Below are 17,794 nucleotides of genomic sequence, written 5' to 3'. Positions count from 1 at the left end.
CGCTGGATTGTGCGTGGGGGATTTTGCGCCGTGACGGGGATCCGGGTAACGAGCGTTACGGATTTTCGGGGGGACGTGAAAGCCTCTTCCGTCAAGAACCAGGAGGCGTTGAGCGCGTCCTCACTGAGGGGGCTGGATTCAGCGCGGAAAGGCCCGCTTGGCCCCCGGCAGTAGCGTCTCCAGCCGCCAGCCGGTGGGCTCCAGCACATCCTGGAGCGGCTGATGAGCGCGGGTGAAGTGAAGTTCCGTCCCCACCGGAACCCCCACCTCCGGAAGCAACTGCCGGAGTAGCAAGCGTGCACCGTCCAGATCTTCCGCTTCGATGTCGATGCGCAGGAAGGCGAGCGGCCGCATCTGCCCCGGAGGGGCGTCGCCCAAGGAGCTTCCCCAGCCCAGGACCGTGCCCAGGCCCGCGTCGCGCAGGGTCTGGTCGATGCGGTCTTCCAGGCGATGGTCCGCAGGAAGCTCGTGGGTGGGGAGCTTCAGGTAGATGAAGGCGGTCGACATGCGGCCATTGTGCGCTTCTTCAGAACACCTGCACCTCCTCGCGATCACTGCAAGGGTGCGCGTGGAGTGGCCACTTCGGCTCATCCTGCATGGATTCGACAAGACCTGCGCGCCGGTGTGGGGGCCCGCCGTTGAAGGGGGCAAGCCGTTGAAGGGGGGGCGCCGCGGGTCAGTGGAAATCGCGGCTTTCCGTCTGCAGACGCCCCAGCAGCGGCGTGAGGTCTTCCAGATAACCCGCGATGAGGTTGCGCACCTCCCCCTTGCGCTGCCACTGCCCCCGCACCGCCAGCAGCCGTGCATGCAGCATCACCTGACGCTGCCGCTGCCACAGCTTGCGGTGCACGATCACCTGCACATCGCCGGTCTCGTCTTCCAGCGAGATGAAGATGGTGCCCTTGGCCGTTGCCGGCTGCTGCTTGACGGTGACGATGCCGCACCCGCGCACCACCCGTCCATCCGGTGAGGCATCCAGCTCGGCCGCCGTCATCAGCCGGCGTTGCTGCAGCAAGGGCCGCAACAGCGCCAGCGGATGGCTGCGCAGCGTCAGGCCCAGCGAGGCATAGTCAAAGACGATGTCCTCACCCTCCGGTGCCTGCGGCAGTTCCAGAAAATCCTCCTGCACCGGTGCCGAGCGCAGCAGCGGCGGGGGCGCATGCTGGGCGGCCGCATCCCACATCTGCTGGCGGCGGTGTCCGCTCAGGCTCGCCAGGGCGTCCCCCGACGCCAGCATCGTCATCTGCTGCTGGTTCAGGCCGGCCCGCCTGGCCACATCCTCCGCATCGTCAAATGGCGCTTGGGCACGTGCCTCCTGAATGGCTTGTGCGGAGGCCTTCTGCAACCCCTTCACCAGCCGCAGGCCCAGCCGCACCGCCATCGGCGTGCGCCGCATCGATCTCTGCTCGGCGGGGCTGTCGGTGGCGTGGCTGTCCGCCGCACGGCTGGCTTCGCAGGGTTCCAGGGTGCAGTCCCAATCGCTGTACATCACGTCCGGTGGCAACACCACCACGCCATGGCGCTGTGCATCCTGCACCAACTGGCTGGGGGAGTAAAAACCCAGCGGCTGCGAATTGAGCATGCCCGCCAGGAATTCGGTCGGCCGATGGCATTTGAGCCAACTGCTGCTGTAGACCAGCAAGGCAAATGAAGCTGCATGCGATTCCGGAAAGCCGTATTCCGAGAACCCTTTGATCTGCTCGAAGATGGCCTGCGCAAATTCCAGCTGATAACCCCGCGAGGTCATGCCCTGCACGATCTTGTCGTAGTACTTCTGCAGCCCGCCCTTGCGTTTCCAGGCGGCCATCGAGCGCCGCAGACCATCCGCCTCCCCGCCCGTGAAGCCGGCCGCCACCATGGCAATCTGCATGACCTGCTCCTGGAAGACCGGCACCCCCAGGGTGCGCTCCAGCACCACCTTCAAGGCCTCGCTGGGATAGTCCACCGGCTCCAGCTGCTGACGCCGCTGCAGGTAGGGATGCACCATGCCGCCCTGGATGGGGCCCGGCCGCACGATGGCCACCTCGATCACCAGGTCGTAGAAGCAGCGGGGCTTGAGCCGTGGCAGCATGCTGCGCTGCGCCCGGCTTTCGATCTGGAAGACCCCGATGGTGTCGGCCCGCGAGATCATCTCGTAGGTCTTGCGGTCTTCCGACGGAATGTCCTGCAGACCCAATACATCCCCATCCCGCTCGCTGATCAGCGCCAGCGTCTTGCGCAGGGCCGTCAGCATGCCCAGACCCAGCACATCCACCTTGAGCAGGCCCACTGCGTCCAGGTCGTCCTTGTCCCATTCAATGACGGTGCGGTCCGGCATGGAGGCGTTTTCCACCGGCACCATGCGGGTCAGCGGGCCTTGTGTCAGCACAAAACCGCCGGGATGCTGCGAGAGATGCCGCGGGAATCCCAGCAGGGTGCGGGTGAGGTCCAGCAGTTGGCGCACGGCCAATTGCTGCATGTCCAGCCCCACCTCGGCCAGGCGCTCGGCATCAATGTCCATGCCGTCCCACCACTGGTGGTTGCTGCAGAGCGCATCCAGCGCTTCCGGGTCGAATCCCAGCGCCTTGCCCACATCTCGCAACGCACTCTTGACCCGGTAGGAAATGACCACCGCCGCCAGCGCGGCACGGTCCCGGGTGTATTTGCGGTAGAGGTACTGGATGACTTCCTCGCGGCGTTCGTGCTCGAAGTCGATGTCGATGTCCGGCGGCTCGTTGCGTTCCTTGCTGATGAAGCGCTCAAACAGCACCTGCATCCGGCCCGGGTCCACCTCGGTGACACCTGTGCAGTAGCAGACCACCGAGTTGGCCGCGCTGCCCCGGCCCTGGCAGAGAATGCCCTGGGAGCGCGCAAACTCGACGATGTCGGCCACGGTGAGGAAGTAATGCTCATAGTGCAGTTCCTCGATGAGCGTGAGTTCGCGTTCGATCTGCTCGCTGATGGCCGCCGGGATGCCCTGTGGCCAGCGGCGTCCTGCGCCCTCATAGGTGAGGCGGCGCAGGTGCGAAGCGGGGGTCTCGCCGTCCGGCACCACTTCATCGGGATAGCGGTAGCGCAACTCGTCCAGGCTGAAGTCGCAGCGCGCCGCCACCTGCAGCGTTTCGGCCAGCAGGTCCGGCGGGAAGCTGATGCCCAGGCGCCCCCGGGCGCGCAGATGCCGCTCGGCATTGCGCTCCAGTGCCTGGCCGCATTCGGTGAGCGGTTTGCACAGCCGCGTGGCCGTGAGCACGTCCTGCAGGGGCTTGCGGCTGCGCACATGCATCGTGACATTGCCCACCGCCACCAGCGGAATTTCGGTGAGGGCGCTCAGCTCCCGCAGACGCAGCAAACGGATTTCGTCATCACTGCGACGCAACTGGTCCACGCCCAGCCAGCAGCGCCCGATGAAGCGCAACAGCAGCCAGCGCGCCAGCGCCATCAGCGGCTCCGGCTGGGCAAACCGGTCCGGGCAGGCCACCACCACGCAGTCATCGAGGTCCTGCGGGCCGATGTCGCGCAGCGTGCAGCGGTAGGTGCCTTTGTCGCTGGCACGTCGCAGGCGGGAAATCAGCTGGCACAGATTGCCGTAGCCATTGAGGTTGCAGGCCAGCACCACCAGCGTGAAATCGCAGGACGCCTCCTGCACCTCGAACTGGCTGCCCACCAGCAGCCGCACTCCATGCGCCTTGGCCGCGACATGCGCTCGCACCATGCCGGCCATGCTGCATTCATCGGTCAGCGCCAGCGCCTGGTAGCCCAGGGCCTTGGCCCGCTCCACCAGCTCTTCCGGCCAGCTCGCGCCCTTCAGGAAACTGAAGTTGCTGATGCAGCGCAGCTCGGCATAGTCCGGCAGCTGCGGCGCTTCAGCGGCGGACGCAGCGGCGGTGCTGGAAAGGTCCAAGGACGGGCGGGGGGCCGCAGACCGGTCTGCGGAGGGCGGGCTCATGCTGGGCGCTCCCCATCAGGCGTAGATGCCGTGCAGATACCAGGCACCCTCGCCATCGGCCAGGCGCTCCTGGAAGATGGCCAGCACCCCGGCGTTTGCATTGACCGCCACCCAATAGTCGCGCAGGACGTTGCGATGGCCCGGGGTGTCATCCGGCAGTCGATCCCACCAGCCGCCTTCGACCCGGTCTGGCCCGATCAGCAAGGTGAGCATGCCCTGGTACTGCGGGCGGTGATCCCGCACGGCCAGCCGCAGCGGTGCATCCAGCAGGAAGGTGGGTTCCGGGGTTTGCGGCGCCGCACAGGGGCGTGGGCGGCTTTTGCGTTGGTGCGTGGCCGGGTCGGAGGGTTGCCAGCGCGTCATCCATTCCAGCCGGTGGTCGTCCGCCAGTGCGGGCTGCATCACACGCTCCGGCCCCAGCCGGGCGGCAATGCGTTCCAGCGTGAGATACAGCGTTTCGCCGGTACGGACCTCATCCGGCAGCAGTGAGGCGCTGTCTTCCGTCAGCGCCTGCACCCCCACGGCTTCCAGCCGCAGTTCCCCCACCGGAGCCAGCAATGCCGTCTTGGCCAGATGCTCGGCCAGCAGCCGGCAGAAATGCTCCAGCTCGCGAATGGGCTCGGCCGTCCGCACGGTCAACTGGCCGTGATCACCGATGTCCCGGGCGCGCATGGAGTCGTGCACCCAATGCAGGGTGATGCCGGTGGCGCCGGCATGGCGCGCGGCCAGCCACCCGCACAGCTGCATCAGCAAAGGCCGTGCGCTCATCAGCAGGGCGGGGGCACGGTCTTCCCGGCTGGGCAGCTCCAGGCGGGCATGGAAGTCCTCCGGCAAAGCTTCCCAGCCATGGACTTCGGGCCGCAAGCCGTAGGCCTGGTCCAGGGCGGCCAGGACGCCCGCGCCAAAGCGGCGGCTGATGCCGCCACGTGGCAGTTGGCGCAGTTGCCCCAGGGTGCGCACACCCGCGCGGCTGAGCGCAGGGGCATGGACGGCTGCAGCACTCAGGGTGCCCAGCGGCAGTGGATCCAGCACCGCCTGCAGCAGCCGGTCTCCCACACCCTTGATGCCGCAGCGGGCCAGGATCAGCGCTGCCGTGGCCGTGGAGGCCCAGCCGATGCTGCACACGCCCAGGTCCGGGGCTTCATCGGCCAGGCGGGCCTGGAGGGCCGCGCGTCCACGAAACAGGCGCAGGCTGGCCGCTACCTCCATCACCACCGCGTCTTCCATACGGGCCACACGGGGTGTGAACTGCAGGCACCACATCGCCAGGCCCCGCTGGGCATCTGGCGAGACCACCGCAGGCGCCTTGGGATCGTCAGTAGGAGAGGGCGGAAGAATCAGGGCGACCCACAGCATGGCGGACCTCCTTCGCAACAGGGGCCGAGGCCACCAACGGTGCCGAGGCCGGCACCCGCTGTGGGTGGGACAGCCAATCGCTGGGCCGCATCACCCGCGGCGTCAGCACCAGCTCCAGCCCGCCAGGAATGGAGGGCAGCATCACCGGTTGCTCATGGGCAGGCCCTTTGCGCTTGAGCAGGGTCACGCGCAGTTGCCAGTCCACATCCATCTCCACCGACACCCGCAAGGGCGCAGGCGACGGGTCGTGCCGGGCCTGCAGCGGCCGGAAGAGAAAGACCGGCCCGTCAAACGACTGGGCCAGCACCTGCAGGCGGCGCAACTGTTCCGGCGAGGCCTGCGGCAGCCAGGCCATGATGGCACCGGCCGCATTGGACTTGATCAACTGCTCGGTACACCACAGGCGTTCCGAAGGCGCCTGGGCCTGGATCCAGACCAACTGCCGTTCGCCCAGCCCGAGATGCATCAATCCCGGCAGGTGCGGCCGTTTGGGCGGGCCCACCAGCACGACCGCAGCCCCTTGCGCCACCACCTCCCGCAAGGCCGGCCCCACCAGCCGCCATTCGGCCAGTGAGAACTGGGGTTGCAGAATCTCGGTGACCTGGCGCGAGGGCCAGCCGCCATCCGGCAGTTCCGCATCCAGCGCCGGAAAACCGCTGGACCAGCGGCTGTTGCACGACCGGCCCAGCGAATCACCCCGCCACAAGGCCTCCGCCACGGTGGGTGGCAGGGGCACGGCATCGGGGCGGCCGGCATTTTGTGAAGGGGACAGCAGTCCCGCTGGAGAGGGCCAGGCCCCCACCTCGGCAAGCTGGGAAGACATGATGAAAAAAGACTGTATGGGCATACAGTATATGAGTCGCCCCCGCCCCCACAAGCAAGTGGATGTCACTCAACCAGGGGCCTCGGGCGGATGTCAGCTGCTTCGTGAATCCGACACGATTGGGTGATGAATGGTCCGTTTCTCGGACGCTTTGGCGTTGAATGGTCGGCCAATGTTCGCCAACCGGCACAAAGCCCGACATTAGAGTCGGCCAACCACCACAGATGGCCTTGGAAGCCAAGAGGAGCGCATAATTTAAGTACTAACCCTATGTTTATGCCGCATTCCCCCTCTGCTGGTCTGGCGCCGGACGTGTTCACGTCCCGCCTGCGTCTGAGAGCGCCTCACCCTGCCGATCTTCGATCGCTGCATGAAGCGCTTACCGACCCGGCCAATCTGCGCTTTGGCACGGAGAGCACGGGGGCAGCGGCCCGTCTGGCGCATTGGCAGGCGTTGTGGGCGGCGGATGGTTTTGGTCCGTGGGCCGTTCAGTTGCGGGAGCATCCTGAATGGGGCGCCATCGGGTTTGGTGGATTGAGCCGCGCGCTGGTCACCGGGGTGCCCTCCCTGCTGCTGGAGTTCCATTTCCGGTCTGATTTCTGGGGGTGTGGTTATGCGGCTGAAATGTCGCTGGCCGCCTTGCAGATGGCGTTTCGGGACCTCAAGTCCGGCGAGGTGCAGTCACTGCTGCCCCCGGGCAACACGGCCGCCCGCAAGACGGTGGAACGATTGGGCCTGCGGCTCAAGGGCTCGGTGGCCGACCATCCCGGCGAAGCCGCCAGCCTGCTGTATGAAATCAATGTGGCCCAGTTCCAGGCCCGTCCGCCGCAGCAGCCGGAGCCGACACCGTTTGGCGCCTGAGAGGGGGGCTGGTGGCCTCTGGCCGGCCAAACGTGGCGTTGTTGGGGCGTTTTTGTGGCGTTTGGGGGCCTCAGCCGGAAGGCGGCAGCACATCCGGATACTGCCGCAGCCGCTCCAGTTCCAGCACCCGCACACCGCCGTAAGCCACTGCGATCAGGCGGTCGGCTTCCAGCCGTCCCAGCGCTTCATTCACCCGCTGCCGTGACAGGCCGACCAGCAGCCCCAGTTCCTGTTGCGTGATGCGCAGCAGCCCCGCCACACCGGGGCACAGTTGTGGATGGAAAAGCGCCGCCAGATGGCGGGCCACCCGCAGGTCGGGATCATTGCGCCGTTCCATTTCACGGGCTGCCAGCAGTTGCTCCATCCGTTCATTCAACTGGCGGAGCAGGTAGCGGTTGAAGGCAATGCTGGTGGCCAGCAAATCCTCGAATGCTTCCAGCGGCAAGCCGGCCACGACACTGTGGCGCAAGGCCTGAATGTCATGCCGGTAGGTCTCCCGCCGCAGCAAGGTACTTTCGCCCCACCAGCCTCCCGATGCGACACCGTTGAAGCCCGAGGTTCGTGCGCTGGCCTGTGCTTCGCTCAGCTTCAGCAGGCCGTCGATGACGCCGAACCAGTGGCTGGCCGCCCGACCCACCCGGCAGATGTGCTCACCGGCCTCCACTTCAGCGACCTGAAGCCGGGCCACGATCTGTTCACGCTCCGAGGGCGTCAGCGAGGGCAGCCACGGAATGGCGTCCAGCTCCCGGGGCGTGGCCAACCGCGCACGCTCACGCAGCGGCCGACGAGGTGGGACTGGACGGCCCTCCCGGGTGGCTCGTGAGGGCGGCGGTGTGGAGACAGACATGGGGCCATCATCGTGCCGTTGGTTGACAGCGTACGGACAGCCCCTCCTGGGGAAAGTCCGCCCCCGAACTCTCCCTAGGAATGTCGCTGGTCGTTGCATCCAGCGTCAAATATCGTTCTTTCTGCCCATTGCTGTCCCTCGACGGTCCCCGAGCCGCCTTCATGCGGCCCTCCAATGCATCCATCCGCGGGGCTGTACGGCCATGACAACACCTGGAGACCCTGATGAGCTCGAATCCTGATGACTTGGGCGGATTCTTCGCGCTGCCCCCCTTCAATGCCGAATCCGCGCTGGTGCAACTCAAGCGGACCCTGCGAGAGTGGCGCACGCTGACGGAACGCGGCGATGCCTACCGCTTCGAAGGGCAGGAGGTGCTGACCCTGCAAGCCGACACCGACCACCTGCTGGCCCGCCTGGCCAAGCGACCGGCACGCAGCCCGGAGTGGGAGACCCGGATGTGTCGCAGTGCCGCCGATGTCCGCAAGCTGCAGGACGATCTGAAGCGCCGGCTGGCCCAGTGGGCCGACGAATGATCCGACCGGGCTGCAGCCCGTGCGCCCGCAGCCTCAGACCGACGAGTCGGTGGAGGTCGCCTCCGAGACGCCAAGCTTGTTGATCAGATCGCGGATCTTCTGGATCTCCGCATCGAAGCTTTTCCGGTCGCCCAGCGCAGCAAACTGGTAAGCCTGTCGCTTCAGGTGCCCGAACCTGCTGTAGAACACGACAGAGCGCGATGTGCTGAACAGTGTCTGCTCATACGTCTTGACGGTCTGCACCATGTCCCTGACGTCCTCGGCCGTCTTGAGCATGCGTTCCGCGACATTCCGGATGTTGCTGGCGGGCAAGTCTTTTAGCGTGGGTGATTCCAGCATGGATGCCTGATTCTGGAACATGCAATCGAGGCTGCTGGTGATGGGCGCGTGTATCTCCTGTGGCAATCCGGTTTTGATGGCGTTGTTGACCTCCCGCAATGGCTGCATCACGTCGGCCAATGCCATCTGCGTGCACTGCGCCATATGCTTCATGACGCGATCGAGGTCGCTCTTGTCGCTCACGGCTGCATGACGATTGCTCTCACACAAGGGAAGCTGCAGTGCCGTCTCTCTCATCCGGGCCTGGTTTCCCGGTGCTGAAACCTGACCGGTTGTCTCCGGAAAATGGTGGACGTTGTCACGAACCGCGATACATAAATCCACGTATTGCTGGCGCACGTCCTCCAGTTTCTCTACAGCGGGATCATTGGACATCAAATGATTGATCAGGGCCTCGGCAAGGTGCTGATTCTCCTGAACCTGCTGGAGCACCTCTCTCGACAAGGCAGCGTTCAGGGAAGGATTCGAGTGGGTTGCACCCGCTGAGGCCGAAGCCGAGGCAGAGCTCGCGTGAATCTGGGAGGGAATCATGATGGCTGGACGCAGCAGCGCGCCTGAGGGGATGGAGCCCCTGGGTGGGGGTCACCATGCGCAATAGTTCCCTTACGTAGTTTCCGCTAGTCGCACCAGGGGTTCATTCTTTAGCATCCTCTTCACAACACCACTCCTGATGGAAGACAACCATGAAGAAGACTTTGCTCGCCTGCGTTGCGGCGTTGAGCGTAGGCGCCGCCTGGGCCGACTACCCCGACAAGCCGGTGACCATCGTCGTCCCGTTCTCCGCCGGCGGCCCGACCGACAAGGTGGCCCGCGATCTGGCCGAGGCGCTGCGCAAGCCGCTGAACGCCACCATCGTGATCGAGAACGTCGGCGGAGCTGGCGGTACGCTGGGCGCCACCAAGGTGTCCAAGGCCTCCCCGGATGGTTATACGCTGCTGCTGCATCACATCGGCATGGCCACGTCGCCCTCGCTCTATCGCAACCTGCAATACAAGACGCTGGACGATTTCGAATATCTCGGGCTGATCAATGAAGTGCCGATGACCATCATTTCGCGCCCGACGCTGCCGGCCAATACTTATGCAGAACTGACCAAATGGATTGATGGCAACAAGGGCAAGATCAATCTGGCCAATGCAGGGCTGGGGTCTGCATCGCATCTATGCGGTCTGCTCTATCAGAGCACCTTGAAGACCGACATGACCACCGTCCCTTACAAGGGCACCGGCCCGGCCATGACCGATCTGATTGGGGGGCAGGTGGACATCATGTGCGACCAGACCACCAACACCACCAGCCAGATCGAGAGCGGCAAGGTGAAAGCCTTTGCGGTGACCACACCCAAGCGTCTGGGTGGCGGCCTGGCGAAGCTGCCGACGCTGGAAGAGGCCGGTCTGAAGAACTTCAATGTGACGATCTGGCACGGGCTCTACGCGCCGAAGGGTACGCCGAAGCCGGTGCTGGAGAAAATCAATACGGCCTTGAAGGCGGCCTTGAAGGACGCCGATTTCCACAAGCGCGAGGAAGCGCTGGGGGCTGTGATCGTGACGGACGGACGGGTGAATCCGGCAGAGCACAAGAAGTTTGTGGAAGCCGAGATCAACAAGTGGAGTCCGGTGATCAAGGCCGCCGGCCAGTATGCGGATTGAGCGTTCTGAGAGCCCGCCGAAAGGCGGGCTTTTTTCATTCCGGGCTGCGGCAGATGACGGCAATCTTGTGGCCGTCCAGATCGCGGAAGTACGCAGCGTAGAAGTGCGGACCATACTGCTCCCGTAGGCCCGGGCGGCCTTCGTCCCGGCCACCCGCCGCCAGCGCCGCCGCATGCACCTGATCCACCTGACCCCGGGTGGATGCCGCCAGCGCCAGCATGTTGCCGTTGCCCGGATGCGCATCGAGACCATCCAACGGTTCCACGATCCAGAGCTGGGAGGGCCCCCCCGCCGGGCCATAACCCACCATTTCATCATCGGCATAAGCCGCCTGCAGGCCCAGGGGCGCAAGCGCCGCATCAAAGAAGGACTTGGCCTTGGTCCGGTCGTTGCTGCCGAGCGTGACGTAGCTGATCATGACGTTCTCTTTCAAAGACGAATAGGAATGGTGACAGGGCCGTCGTTGACCAGGCTGACCTGCATGTCCGCCCCAAATTCCCCGGTGGCCACCGTGGGGTGCTGTTGGCGTGCGTAGGCCACTGCATGGTCATACAACTGCCGACCCAGCGCCGCCGGAGCCGCACCCGTGAAGCTGGGACGGTTGCCGCTGGAAGTGTCCGCCGCCAGCGTGAACTGGGAAACGATGAGCAGCCCACCCGCAGTGTCCTGCAGGCTGCGGTTCATCTTGCCCGCGTCGTCACTGAAGACGCGGAGCTTGAGCACCTTCTGGATGAGCTTCTCGGCCGAGGCTTCCGTGTCGTGAGGTTCGGCGCAAAGCAGCAGAAGAAATCCCGGACCGATCTCGCCGGTACAGCGGTCTGCGACGTCGACACGGGCGCGGCGGACACGTTGGAGGAGCGCCATCATGGGGTGTTTTCCGAGGTATTCACAGGAGAGGCAGGGGTGCGTTCAAGCTCGTCAAAACGGGTTTCCACATTCACGGGCAGGAGTTGAATGCTGGCGCGCAGGCCTGGCAGCGCCTGCATCAGGGCCTGCTCCACCTCCCCCCGCAAAGCCGCCGCCCGGCCCAGGGTCCAGGGCGCCGGCACATGCAAATGAAGATCCACATACCGCCGCTGGCCCGCCATGCGGGTGGCCACGTGGTCAAAATGCAGGTCCGGGCCCGTGAAACGCGTCAGCACCGCATGGATGGCCTGCTGGTCTTCGCCCGAGAGCGCCTGGTCCATCAGGCCCCCCGTGGACCGCCACATGAGGTGCACCGCTTCGCGCAAAATGTTGAGCGCCACCAGCAGCGCCAGCAAGGGGTCCAGCCAGTTCCAGCCGGTGATGCTCACGCCGATGAGGCCGATCACCACCCCCACGGAGGTCCAGACATCGGTGAAGAGGTGGCGGGCATCCGCCTCCAGCGCAATCGAGCGGTGCTCACGCGAGGCCTTGAGCATCGCCCAGGCCAGCACACCGTTGATGAGGGTACTGATGAGCGAGAGCGCCACGCCCACATCCAGGCCCTGCAGCGGCTGGGGCGCACGCAAGCGTTCCACCGCCGTCCAGGCAATGCCCAACGCCGCCACCAGAATGAGCGCGCCTTCGAAGGCGCTGGAGAAATACTCGGCCTTGTGGTGGCCAAAAGGGTGGTCCTCGTCCGGGGGGCGCCGCGCAATCGTCACCATGCCCAGGCCGAACAGCGCTCCCGCCAGGTTGACCAGCGATTCCATGGCATCCGAGAGCAAACTCACCGACCCGGTCCAGTGCCAGGCCGCCATCTTCAGGGTGATGGTCACCAGGGCGACCAGCACCGAGAGTTTCATATAGTGCTGTACTTGCATGGACGGCATTTTGCCGGTCCTACAATGCCGCCGAGTTTTTTCCTCAGCCCTCAGTCCTCAGTCCTCAGTCCTCACCCCCCAGCCGGACCGCATCATGAAGCAAGACCCCTCAGCGCCTGCAGCTCCCGCCGCCGCCCAAGCATCTGCCCACGCGCCAGGTGACCTCAGCCACATCCCGCCGCGGGACAAGGCGGAGTTGCTGTCCCAGGCCTTGCCTTACATCCGCAAATATCACGGCAAGACGATCGTGATCAAGTACGGCGGCAACGCCATGACCGACCCGGCCCTGCAGCAGGATTTCGCCGAGGATGTGGTGCTGCTGAAGCTGGTCGGCCTGAACCCGGTGGTGGTGCATGGCGGCGGCCCGCAGATCGAGGATGCGCTCAACAAGTTGGGCAAAAAGGGCCACTTCATCCAGGGCATGCGTGTCACCGATGAAGAGACCATGAGCGTGGTCGAATGGGTGCTGGCCGGTGAGGTGCAGCAGGACATCGTCGGCCTGATCAACGTCGCCGGCGGCAAGGCCGTGGGCCTGACTGGCCGCGATGGCGGCATGATCCGCGCCAAGAAGCTGAAGATGGTGGACAAGGACGACCCCGCCAAGGAACACGATGTGGGCCAGGTGGGCGATATCGTGTCCATCGACCCGAGCGTGGTGAAAGCCCTGCAGGACGATCAGTTCATCCCGGTGATCAGCCCCATCGGCTTCGGCGAAAGCAACGAGAGCTACAACATCAATGCCGATGTGGTGGCCGGCAAGCTGGCGGAGGTGCTGAAGGCGGAGAAGCTGGTGCTGCTGACCAATACGCCTGGGGTGCTGGACAAGGCCGGCAATCTGCTGACCGATCTGTCGGCGCGCGAGATCGACGAGCTGTTTGCCGACGGCACGCTGTCCGGAGGGATGCTGCCGAAGATCGCGTCGGCGCTGGATGCCGCTCGCAGCGGCGTGAAGGCGGTGCACATCATCGACGGACGGGTGCCGCATGCGATGTTGCTGGAGATCCTCTCCGAGCAGGCGTATGGGACCATGATTCGATCTCATTAGCCCCCCCCTACCGCCTGCGGCGGCCCCCCAGGGGGCGACTGGGGGCCCGGCAAAGCCGGATCCCCGCAGTCCGGCTGGATAGGGCCCGGCTGGAGGGGGCCCGGCTGGATCGGCCCCCCTACCGCCTGCGGCGGCCCCCAGGGGGCGACTGGGGGCCCGGCAAAGCCGGATCCCCGCAGTCCGGCTGGATAGGGCCCGGCTGGATAGGACCCGGCTGGAGGGGGGCCGGCTGGATCGGCCCCCCCTACCGCCTGCGGCGGCCCCCCAGGGGCGACTGGGGGCCCGGCAAAGCCGGATCCCCGCAGTCCGGCTGGATAGGGCCCGGCTGCGCCGGGCATTAAGAGGGGCGGGGTGAGAGGGAGGTGGGATGAGGGGGCGGGTCTGGTTGTTTGATCTGGACGATACGCTGCACCATGCGTCCGGCGGGATCTTTGCGGAGCTCGGGGTGGCCATGAATGCCTATATCGTGCGCCATCTCGGCGTGTCTGCGCAGCAGGCACAGGAATTGCGCCGGAAGTACTGGCTGAGGTATGGCGCTACCCTGCTCGGGTTGGTGCGCCACCATCAGGTCGTGGCCTCCCACTTTCTCCATGAAACCCACGCGTTGCCCCAGCTTGAGCGCGTGCTCAGAGCCTCCTCGCCAGACATCGCCTGGCTGCGCCGCCTTCAAGGGCGCAAAGTGCTGTTGACCAATGCGCCTCGCCATTACGCCCAGCGCGTGCTAAAAGCCCTGGATCTGCAGCATGTGTTCGATGCGGTGGTGACCGTCGAGCAGATGAAGATCTTCGGGCACTGGCGGCCCAAACCCGATGTCCGCATGTTTCGCCATGTGTGCGCCCGCCTGAAGGCCCAACCCTCCCAGTGCATCCTCGTGGAGGACAGCCCCCACAACCTCAAGGCCGCTCGCAGCCTCGGGATGTCCACCGTGTGGATGCGCGGCTTTACACCCTCCCATGTCCAGCATCGGCCCGCCTTCGTCGATCGACGGGTGACCCATCTGCGTCAACTCACCGCCTGGCCCACCTCGCCCACCTCGCCCACCTCGCCCACCTCGCCCACCTCCCCGGATTCGAGGGGGAGGAAAACACGCAAGCGCTGACAAATTGAAACGCGTCAGGTCCGCCCCTTGCCCTGGTGCCCAGCTTGAGCGAGGCCCAGTCATTTCTACCGGCAGCCATGTCCGACCTGTCTTTGGTCACCCCACTCCAAGCTGGGGATTGCGGGTGTGTTGTGCTGCCACACAGAATGTGCTGGGACGGCCTCTAAGCCGTGAGGGAATGCATGTCACTGTTCAGCGTGTTGATCGTCGAGGACCAGCTTCGCTTTCGCGAAGGGTTCGCCCATGCGCTTGAAAAAGCGCCCGACATTCGTCTGGTCGGTATGGCCACCGACCTGCCGCAAGGCCGGAAAATGTTCGACCAGACCCGGCCCGATGTGCTGCTGGTCGATCTCGACCTGCCCGGCGGTAGCGGCATCGAGTTGATCCGCCATGCCGCCCATGTGGCCCCCGAGTGCGAGGTGATGGTCATCTCGGTGTTCGGGGACGAGCAGCATGTGCTGTCCAGCATCGAGGCCGGCGCCACGGGCTATCTGCTCAAGGATTCACTCGCCCTCGATCTGCCCGGCCAGCTACGCTCCTTGCGCGCCGGCGGCAGCCCCATCAGCCCGGTGATCGCGCGCCGCCTGCTCTTGCGTCTGGCCCCCCAGAACGGCCACGGCTCCCGCGGCTTCACCGATTCGGCCTCGATGCCGCTGGTGGACGAGCAAGTGGTAGCCCTCTCCGAGCAGGAGTCGCGCGTGCTGCATCTCGCCGCCAAGGGCTTTACCTTCGATGAGATCGCGCAGTTCATGAATGTGTCGCCGCACACCATCATGACGTACGTGAAACGCACCTACCGCAAACTGCAGGTGCGATCGAAGGTGGAGGCGATTTACGAGGCCCGACGCCTGGGCTGGCTGCGCGACTGAATCGGTCCCTGGGCAGGACCTCGCCGGGCGAGGGCAAAGCATGTGCCAGAATCCACACACACGTTGTGGCCTCGCCTATGCACACCAGCCCCCCAGACACCACGGATCCTGCCGCAAACAAAAACGCCGAGCTGCCGCGCAAGCGCCTGAAGCCCGGCGAACGTCGCGTGCAGATCCTCCAGACCCTGGCCAGCATGCTGGAACAACCAGGCGCCGAGCGGGTGACCACCGCTGCCCTGGCCGCACGCCTGGAGGTGAGCGAAGCCGCGCTGTATCGCCATTTCGCCAGCAAAGCCCAGATGTTCGAAGGGCTGATCGAGTTCATCGAATCCAGCATCTTCTCGCTGCTCAATCAGATCGCCGAACGCGAGTCGTCGGGCCTGGCCCAGGCCCAGCGCATCGTGGCCGTGCTGCTGCAATTTGGTGAACGCAACCCCGGCATGGCCCGGGTGATGGTGGGTGACGCGCTGGTCTACGAAAACGAGCGTCTGGTCGCCCGGATGAATCAATTCTTCGACAAGGTCGAATCCGCATTGCGTCAGGCCCTGCGCTCCGCCGCCGAGGCCTCCGGTTCCAGCACGCCGACGGTGGAAGCCCAGTCGCAGGCGTCCGTCCTGGTGAGCTTCATCATCGGACGGCTGCAGCGTTATGCGCGCTCAGGCTTCAAGCGCCTGCCCACCGAGCAGCTGGACGCCGCGATGCGGATGCTGTCCTGACCCCTGTTCAATGTCCGATGCCCTTGATGCCCTGCTGCAGCGCGCCGACGCGCTGCTGAGCCGCCTGGAAGCGGTACTGCCGCAACCGCTGACAGCGCCGGACTGGTCCGCCGCCGTGGCCTTCCGCTACCGCAAGCGGGGGGCCAGCGCCCGGCTGGAGCCGGTGCGGCACCTCTCCGCCATCCGCCTGGCCGACCTGAAGGAAGTGGAAGCGCAGAAAGAACGCCTGCTGCGCAATACCCGTCAATTCGTGGCCGGCCAGCCCGCCAACAACGTGCTGCTGACCGGCGCCCGTGGCACCGGCAAGAGCTCGCTGATCAAGGCCTGCCTGAATGAATTTGCCGGCCAGGGCCTGCGGCTGATCGAGGTGGACAAGACCGACCTGGTCGATCTGCCCGAGCTGGCCGACCTGGTGGCCGACCGCCCCGAACGCTTTGTGATCTTCTGCGACGACCTCAGCTTTGATGAGGGTGAAGCCGGTTACAAGGCGCTGAAGTCGATGCTGGACGGCTCCGTCGCCGCCGCCACCGACAATCTGCTGATCTACGCCACCAGCAACCGCCGCCATCTGCTGCCCGAGCAGATGAAGGACAACCTTGCCTACACCCATGCCGAGCGGGACGGCCTTGTGGAAGTCCATCCCGGCGAAGCGGTGGAAGAAAAAATCTCCCTGTCCGAACGCTTTGGCCTGTGGATCAGCTTTTACAGCTTCAGCCAACAGGAATATCTGGCCATCGTGGCCCAGTGGCTGAGCCATTTCGGGCTAACCGCCGCCCAGATCGAAGCCGCCCGCCAGCCGTCCCTCGTGTGGGCCCTGGAGCGTGGCTCGCGGTCTGGCCGGGTGGCCTATCAATTTGCGCGTGATCTGGCAGGGCGGGGCGGGGTGGATGAGTCCTTCCCATCGCCGGCCTCTGGCACGGCAGCTTCTTCCGGGGCTGGCCCCGGTGCAGGCGCTGGTGCAGGCGCTGGTGGAGGCCCTGGTGGTTCGGCCTCTTCTGTCGCTGTGGCCGAGCCGGAAGGACCGCAGGGCCTGGATCATGTCTGACACCCGCAAGACGACCTCCACCCCCCAGACCGGTGCATCTTCCCCCTGGCCGGCCGACCGCGTCCCGGTGGACGTTGCCGTCGGTGTGCTGGTGCGCCGCGGCCCGGATGGCCAGGAAGAGGACTTCCTGCTGACCTCCCGCCCGGACGGCAAGGTCTATGCGGGCTACTGGGAATTCCCGGGCGGCAAGCTGGAGCAGGGCGAGACCGTGGCGCAGGCCCTGCGCCGCGAATTGCAGGAAGAACTGGGCATCACCATCGGCGACGCACACCCCTGGAAGGTGGAAATGATGGACTACCCCCATGCGCGGGTGCGTCTGCATTTCTGCAAGGTCTACCAATGGGACGGCGAGTTCGAAATGCGCGAGCAGCAGGCCATGGCCTGGCAGCGCCTGCCGGTGCAGGTGCAGCCGGTGCTGCCCGGCACGATCCCGGTGCTGCGCTGGTTTGCCGAGGAACGCGCCCACACCGGGCCCACCCATGTCGGCTGACGACTACACTGACGGCATGGAATGGCTCGATCAGATCAAGTGGGACGCCGACGGCCTGGTGCCGGTCATCGCGCAGGAGCAAGGCTCCGGCGACGTGCTGATGTTTGCGTGGATGAATCGCGAGGCCGTGGCCCGCACCGCCGAGCTGGGTGAAGCGGTCTACTGGAGCCGTTCGCGCCAGAAGCTCTGGCACAAGGGTGAAGAATCCGGCCATGTGCAGCAGGTCCACAGCATCCGCATGGACTGCGACAACGACGTGCTGCTGCTCACCATCACCCAGCGGGGCCATGAACCGGGCATCGCCTGCCATACCGGCCGGCACAGCTGCTTTTTCCAGCGCCTGGACCAGGGCCGCTGGACCCCTGTGGAGCCGGTCCTGAAGGACCCGGCCCAGATCTACAAGAGTTGAA

General features: G+C 65.4%; 19 protein-coding genes. 10 read left to right on the top strand and 9 right to left on the bottom strand.

From position 1 onward, the window contains the following. Positions 1-138: 138 nt before the first annotated feature. The 4 genes from OU995_RS26165 to imuA all read right to left on the bottom strand — a co-directional run bounded on the left by OU995_RS26165 (position 139) and on the right by imuA (position 6,104). The gene (locus OU995_RS26165; protein WP_267833089.1) at positions 139-507 is read right to left on the bottom strand and encodes a hypothetical protein; all 369 of its coding nucleotides are present in this window, start codon (positions 505-507) and stop codon (positions 139-141) included. Positions 508-676: 169 nt separating this feature from the next. Further along, positions 677-3,925, bottom strand: a complete 3,249-nt coding sequence (locus tag OU995_RS26160) for an error-prone DNA polymerase (RefSeq protein ID WP_267833088.1) — start codon at positions 3,923-3,925, stop codon at positions 677-679. Between the two features lie 15 nt (positions 3,926-3,940). Then, positions 3,941-5,281 carry a Y-family DNA polymerase gene (locus OU995_RS26155; RefSeq protein ID WP_267833087.1) on the bottom strand — a complete coding sequence of 447 codons (1,341 nt, stop codon included), beginning with the start codon at positions 5,279-5,281 and terminating at the stop codon, positions 3,941-3,943. Then, complete coding sequence (imuA, locus tag OU995_RS26150) at positions 5,241-6,104, bottom strand: translesion DNA synthesis-associated protein ImuA (RefSeq protein WP_267833086.1); 864 nt, start codon at positions 6,102-6,104, stop codon at positions 5,241-5,243. The genes OU995_RS26155 and imuA overlap by 41 nt, the downstream gene beginning before the upstream one ends. 276 nt (positions 6,105-6,380) lie before the next feature. On the opposite strand from imuA, the gene OU995_RS26145 reads away from it, so the two are divergent. Beyond that, positions 6,381-6,965 (top strand): GNAT family N-acetyltransferase, encoded by a 585-nt coding sequence (locus OU995_RS26145; RefSeq protein WP_267833085.1) that lies wholly within the window; start codon positions 6,381-6,383, stop codon positions 6,963-6,965. 70 nt (positions 6,966-7,035) lie between these two features. Here OU995_RS26145 and OU995_RS26140 read toward each other — a convergent pair whose 3' ends face one another. Next, positions 7,036-7,812 (bottom strand): Crp/Fnr family transcriptional regulator, encoded by a 777-nt coding sequence (locus OU995_RS26140; RefSeq protein ID WP_267833084.1) that lies wholly within the window; start codon positions 7,810-7,812, stop codon positions 7,036-7,038. 224 nt (positions 7,813-8,036) lie between these two features. Between OU995_RS26140 and OU995_RS26135 the strand changes: the two genes are divergently transcribed. Continuing rightward, positions 8,037-8,345, top strand: a complete 309-nt coding sequence (locus OU995_RS26135) for a hypothetical protein (protein ID WP_267833083.1) — start codon at positions 8,037-8,039, stop codon at positions 8,343-8,345. Between the two features lie 33 nt (positions 8,346-8,378). Here the strand turns inward: OU995_RS26135 and OU995_RS26130 are convergent, their stop codons facing one another. Continuing rightward, positions 8,379-9,215, bottom strand: coding sequence for a hypothetical protein (locus tag OU995_RS26130; RefSeq protein WP_267833082.1), 837 nt, complete (start codon positions 9,213-9,215; stop codon positions 8,379-8,381). Positions 9,216-9,367: 152 nt separating this feature from the next. Between OU995_RS26130 and OU995_RS26125 the strand changes: the two genes are divergently transcribed. Further along, complete coding sequence (locus OU995_RS26125) at positions 9,368-10,333, top strand: tripartite tricarboxylate transporter substrate-binding protein (RefSeq protein ID WP_267833081.1); 966 nt, start codon at positions 9,368-9,370, stop codon at positions 10,331-10,333. A 34-nt stretch (positions 10,334-10,367) separates the two neighbouring features. Here the strand turns inward: OU995_RS26125 and OU995_RS26120 are convergent, their stop codons facing one another. The 3 genes from OU995_RS26120 to OU995_RS26110 are packed head-to-tail and all read right to left on the bottom strand — an operon-like array spanning position 10,368 to position 12,120. Beyond that, on the bottom strand, positions 10,368-10,751 hold the full coding sequence (locus OU995_RS26120; protein WP_267833080.1) for a VOC family protein: 384 nt from the start codon (positions 10,749-10,751) through the stop codon (positions 10,368-10,370). 11 nt (positions 10,752-10,762) lie between these two features. Next, positions 10,763-11,200, bottom strand: a complete 438-nt coding sequence (dtd, locus tag OU995_RS26115) for a D-aminoacyl-tRNA deacylase (protein ID WP_267833079.1) — start codon at positions 11,198-11,200, stop codon at positions 10,763-10,765. Continuing rightward, complete coding sequence (locus OU995_RS26110) at positions 11,197-12,120, bottom strand: cation diffusion facilitator family transporter (protein WP_267833078.1); 924 nt, start codon at positions 12,118-12,120, stop codon at positions 11,197-11,199. The genes dtd and OU995_RS26110 overlap by 4 nt, the downstream gene beginning before the upstream one ends. 94 nt (positions 12,121-12,214) lie before the next feature. Here OU995_RS26110 and argB point away from each other — a divergent pair, with 94 nt between their 5' ends. From argB to hisI, 7 genes are all read left to right on the top strand, one after another. Continuing rightward, on the top strand, positions 12,215-13,165 hold the full coding sequence (argB, locus tag OU995_RS26105) for an acetylglutamate kinase (protein WP_267833077.1): 951 nt from the start codon (positions 12,215-12,217) through the stop codon (positions 13,163-13,165). A gap of 367 nt (positions 13,166-13,532) precedes the next feature. Further along, positions 13,533-14,264, top strand: coding sequence for a pyrimidine 5'-nucleotidase (locus tag OU995_RS26100; RefSeq protein ID WP_267833076.1), 732 nt, complete (start codon positions 13,533-13,535; stop codon positions 14,262-14,264). A 182-nt stretch (positions 14,265-14,446) separates the two neighbouring features. Continuing rightward, positions 14,447-15,133, top strand: a complete 687-nt coding sequence (locus tag OU995_RS26095; RefSeq protein WP_267833075.1) for a response regulator — start codon at positions 14,447-14,449, stop codon at positions 15,131-15,133. Positions 15,134-15,210: 77 nt separating this feature from the next. Continuing rightward, positions 15,211-15,849: a nucleoid occlusion factor SlmA gene (gene slmA, locus OU995_RS26090; protein ID WP_267833074.1), complete on the top strand. Its 639-nt coding sequence runs from the start codon at positions 15,211-15,213 to the stop codon at positions 15,847-15,849. Between the two features lie 10 nt (positions 15,850-15,859). Then, positions 15,860-16,894, top strand: a complete 1,035-nt coding sequence (locus OU995_RS26085; RefSeq protein ID WP_267833073.1) for an ATP-binding protein — start codon at positions 15,860-15,862, stop codon at positions 16,892-16,894. Continuing rightward, the gene (locus OU995_RS26080; protein ID WP_267833072.1) at positions 16,887-17,384 is read left to right on the top strand and encodes an NUDIX domain-containing protein; all 498 of its coding nucleotides are present in this window, start codon (positions 16,887-16,889) and stop codon (positions 17,382-17,384) included. The genes OU995_RS26085 and OU995_RS26080 overlap by 8 nt, the downstream gene beginning before the upstream one ends. A 16-nt stretch (positions 17,385-17,400) precedes the next feature. Further along, on the top strand, positions 17,401-17,793 hold the full coding sequence (gene hisI / locus OU995_RS26075; protein WP_267836390.1) for a phosphoribosyl-AMP cyclohydrolase: 393 nt from the start codon (positions 17,401-17,403) through the stop codon (positions 17,791-17,793). The last annotated feature ends 1 nt before the right edge of the window (position 17,794 follow it).

The organism is Roseateles sp. SL47, assembly GCF_026625885.1.
Classification (GTDB): Bacteria; Pseudomonadota; Gammaproteobacteria; order Burkholderiales; family Burkholderiaceae_C; genus Roseateles.
This window is presented reverse-complemented; position numbering and strand designations above follow the sequence as displayed.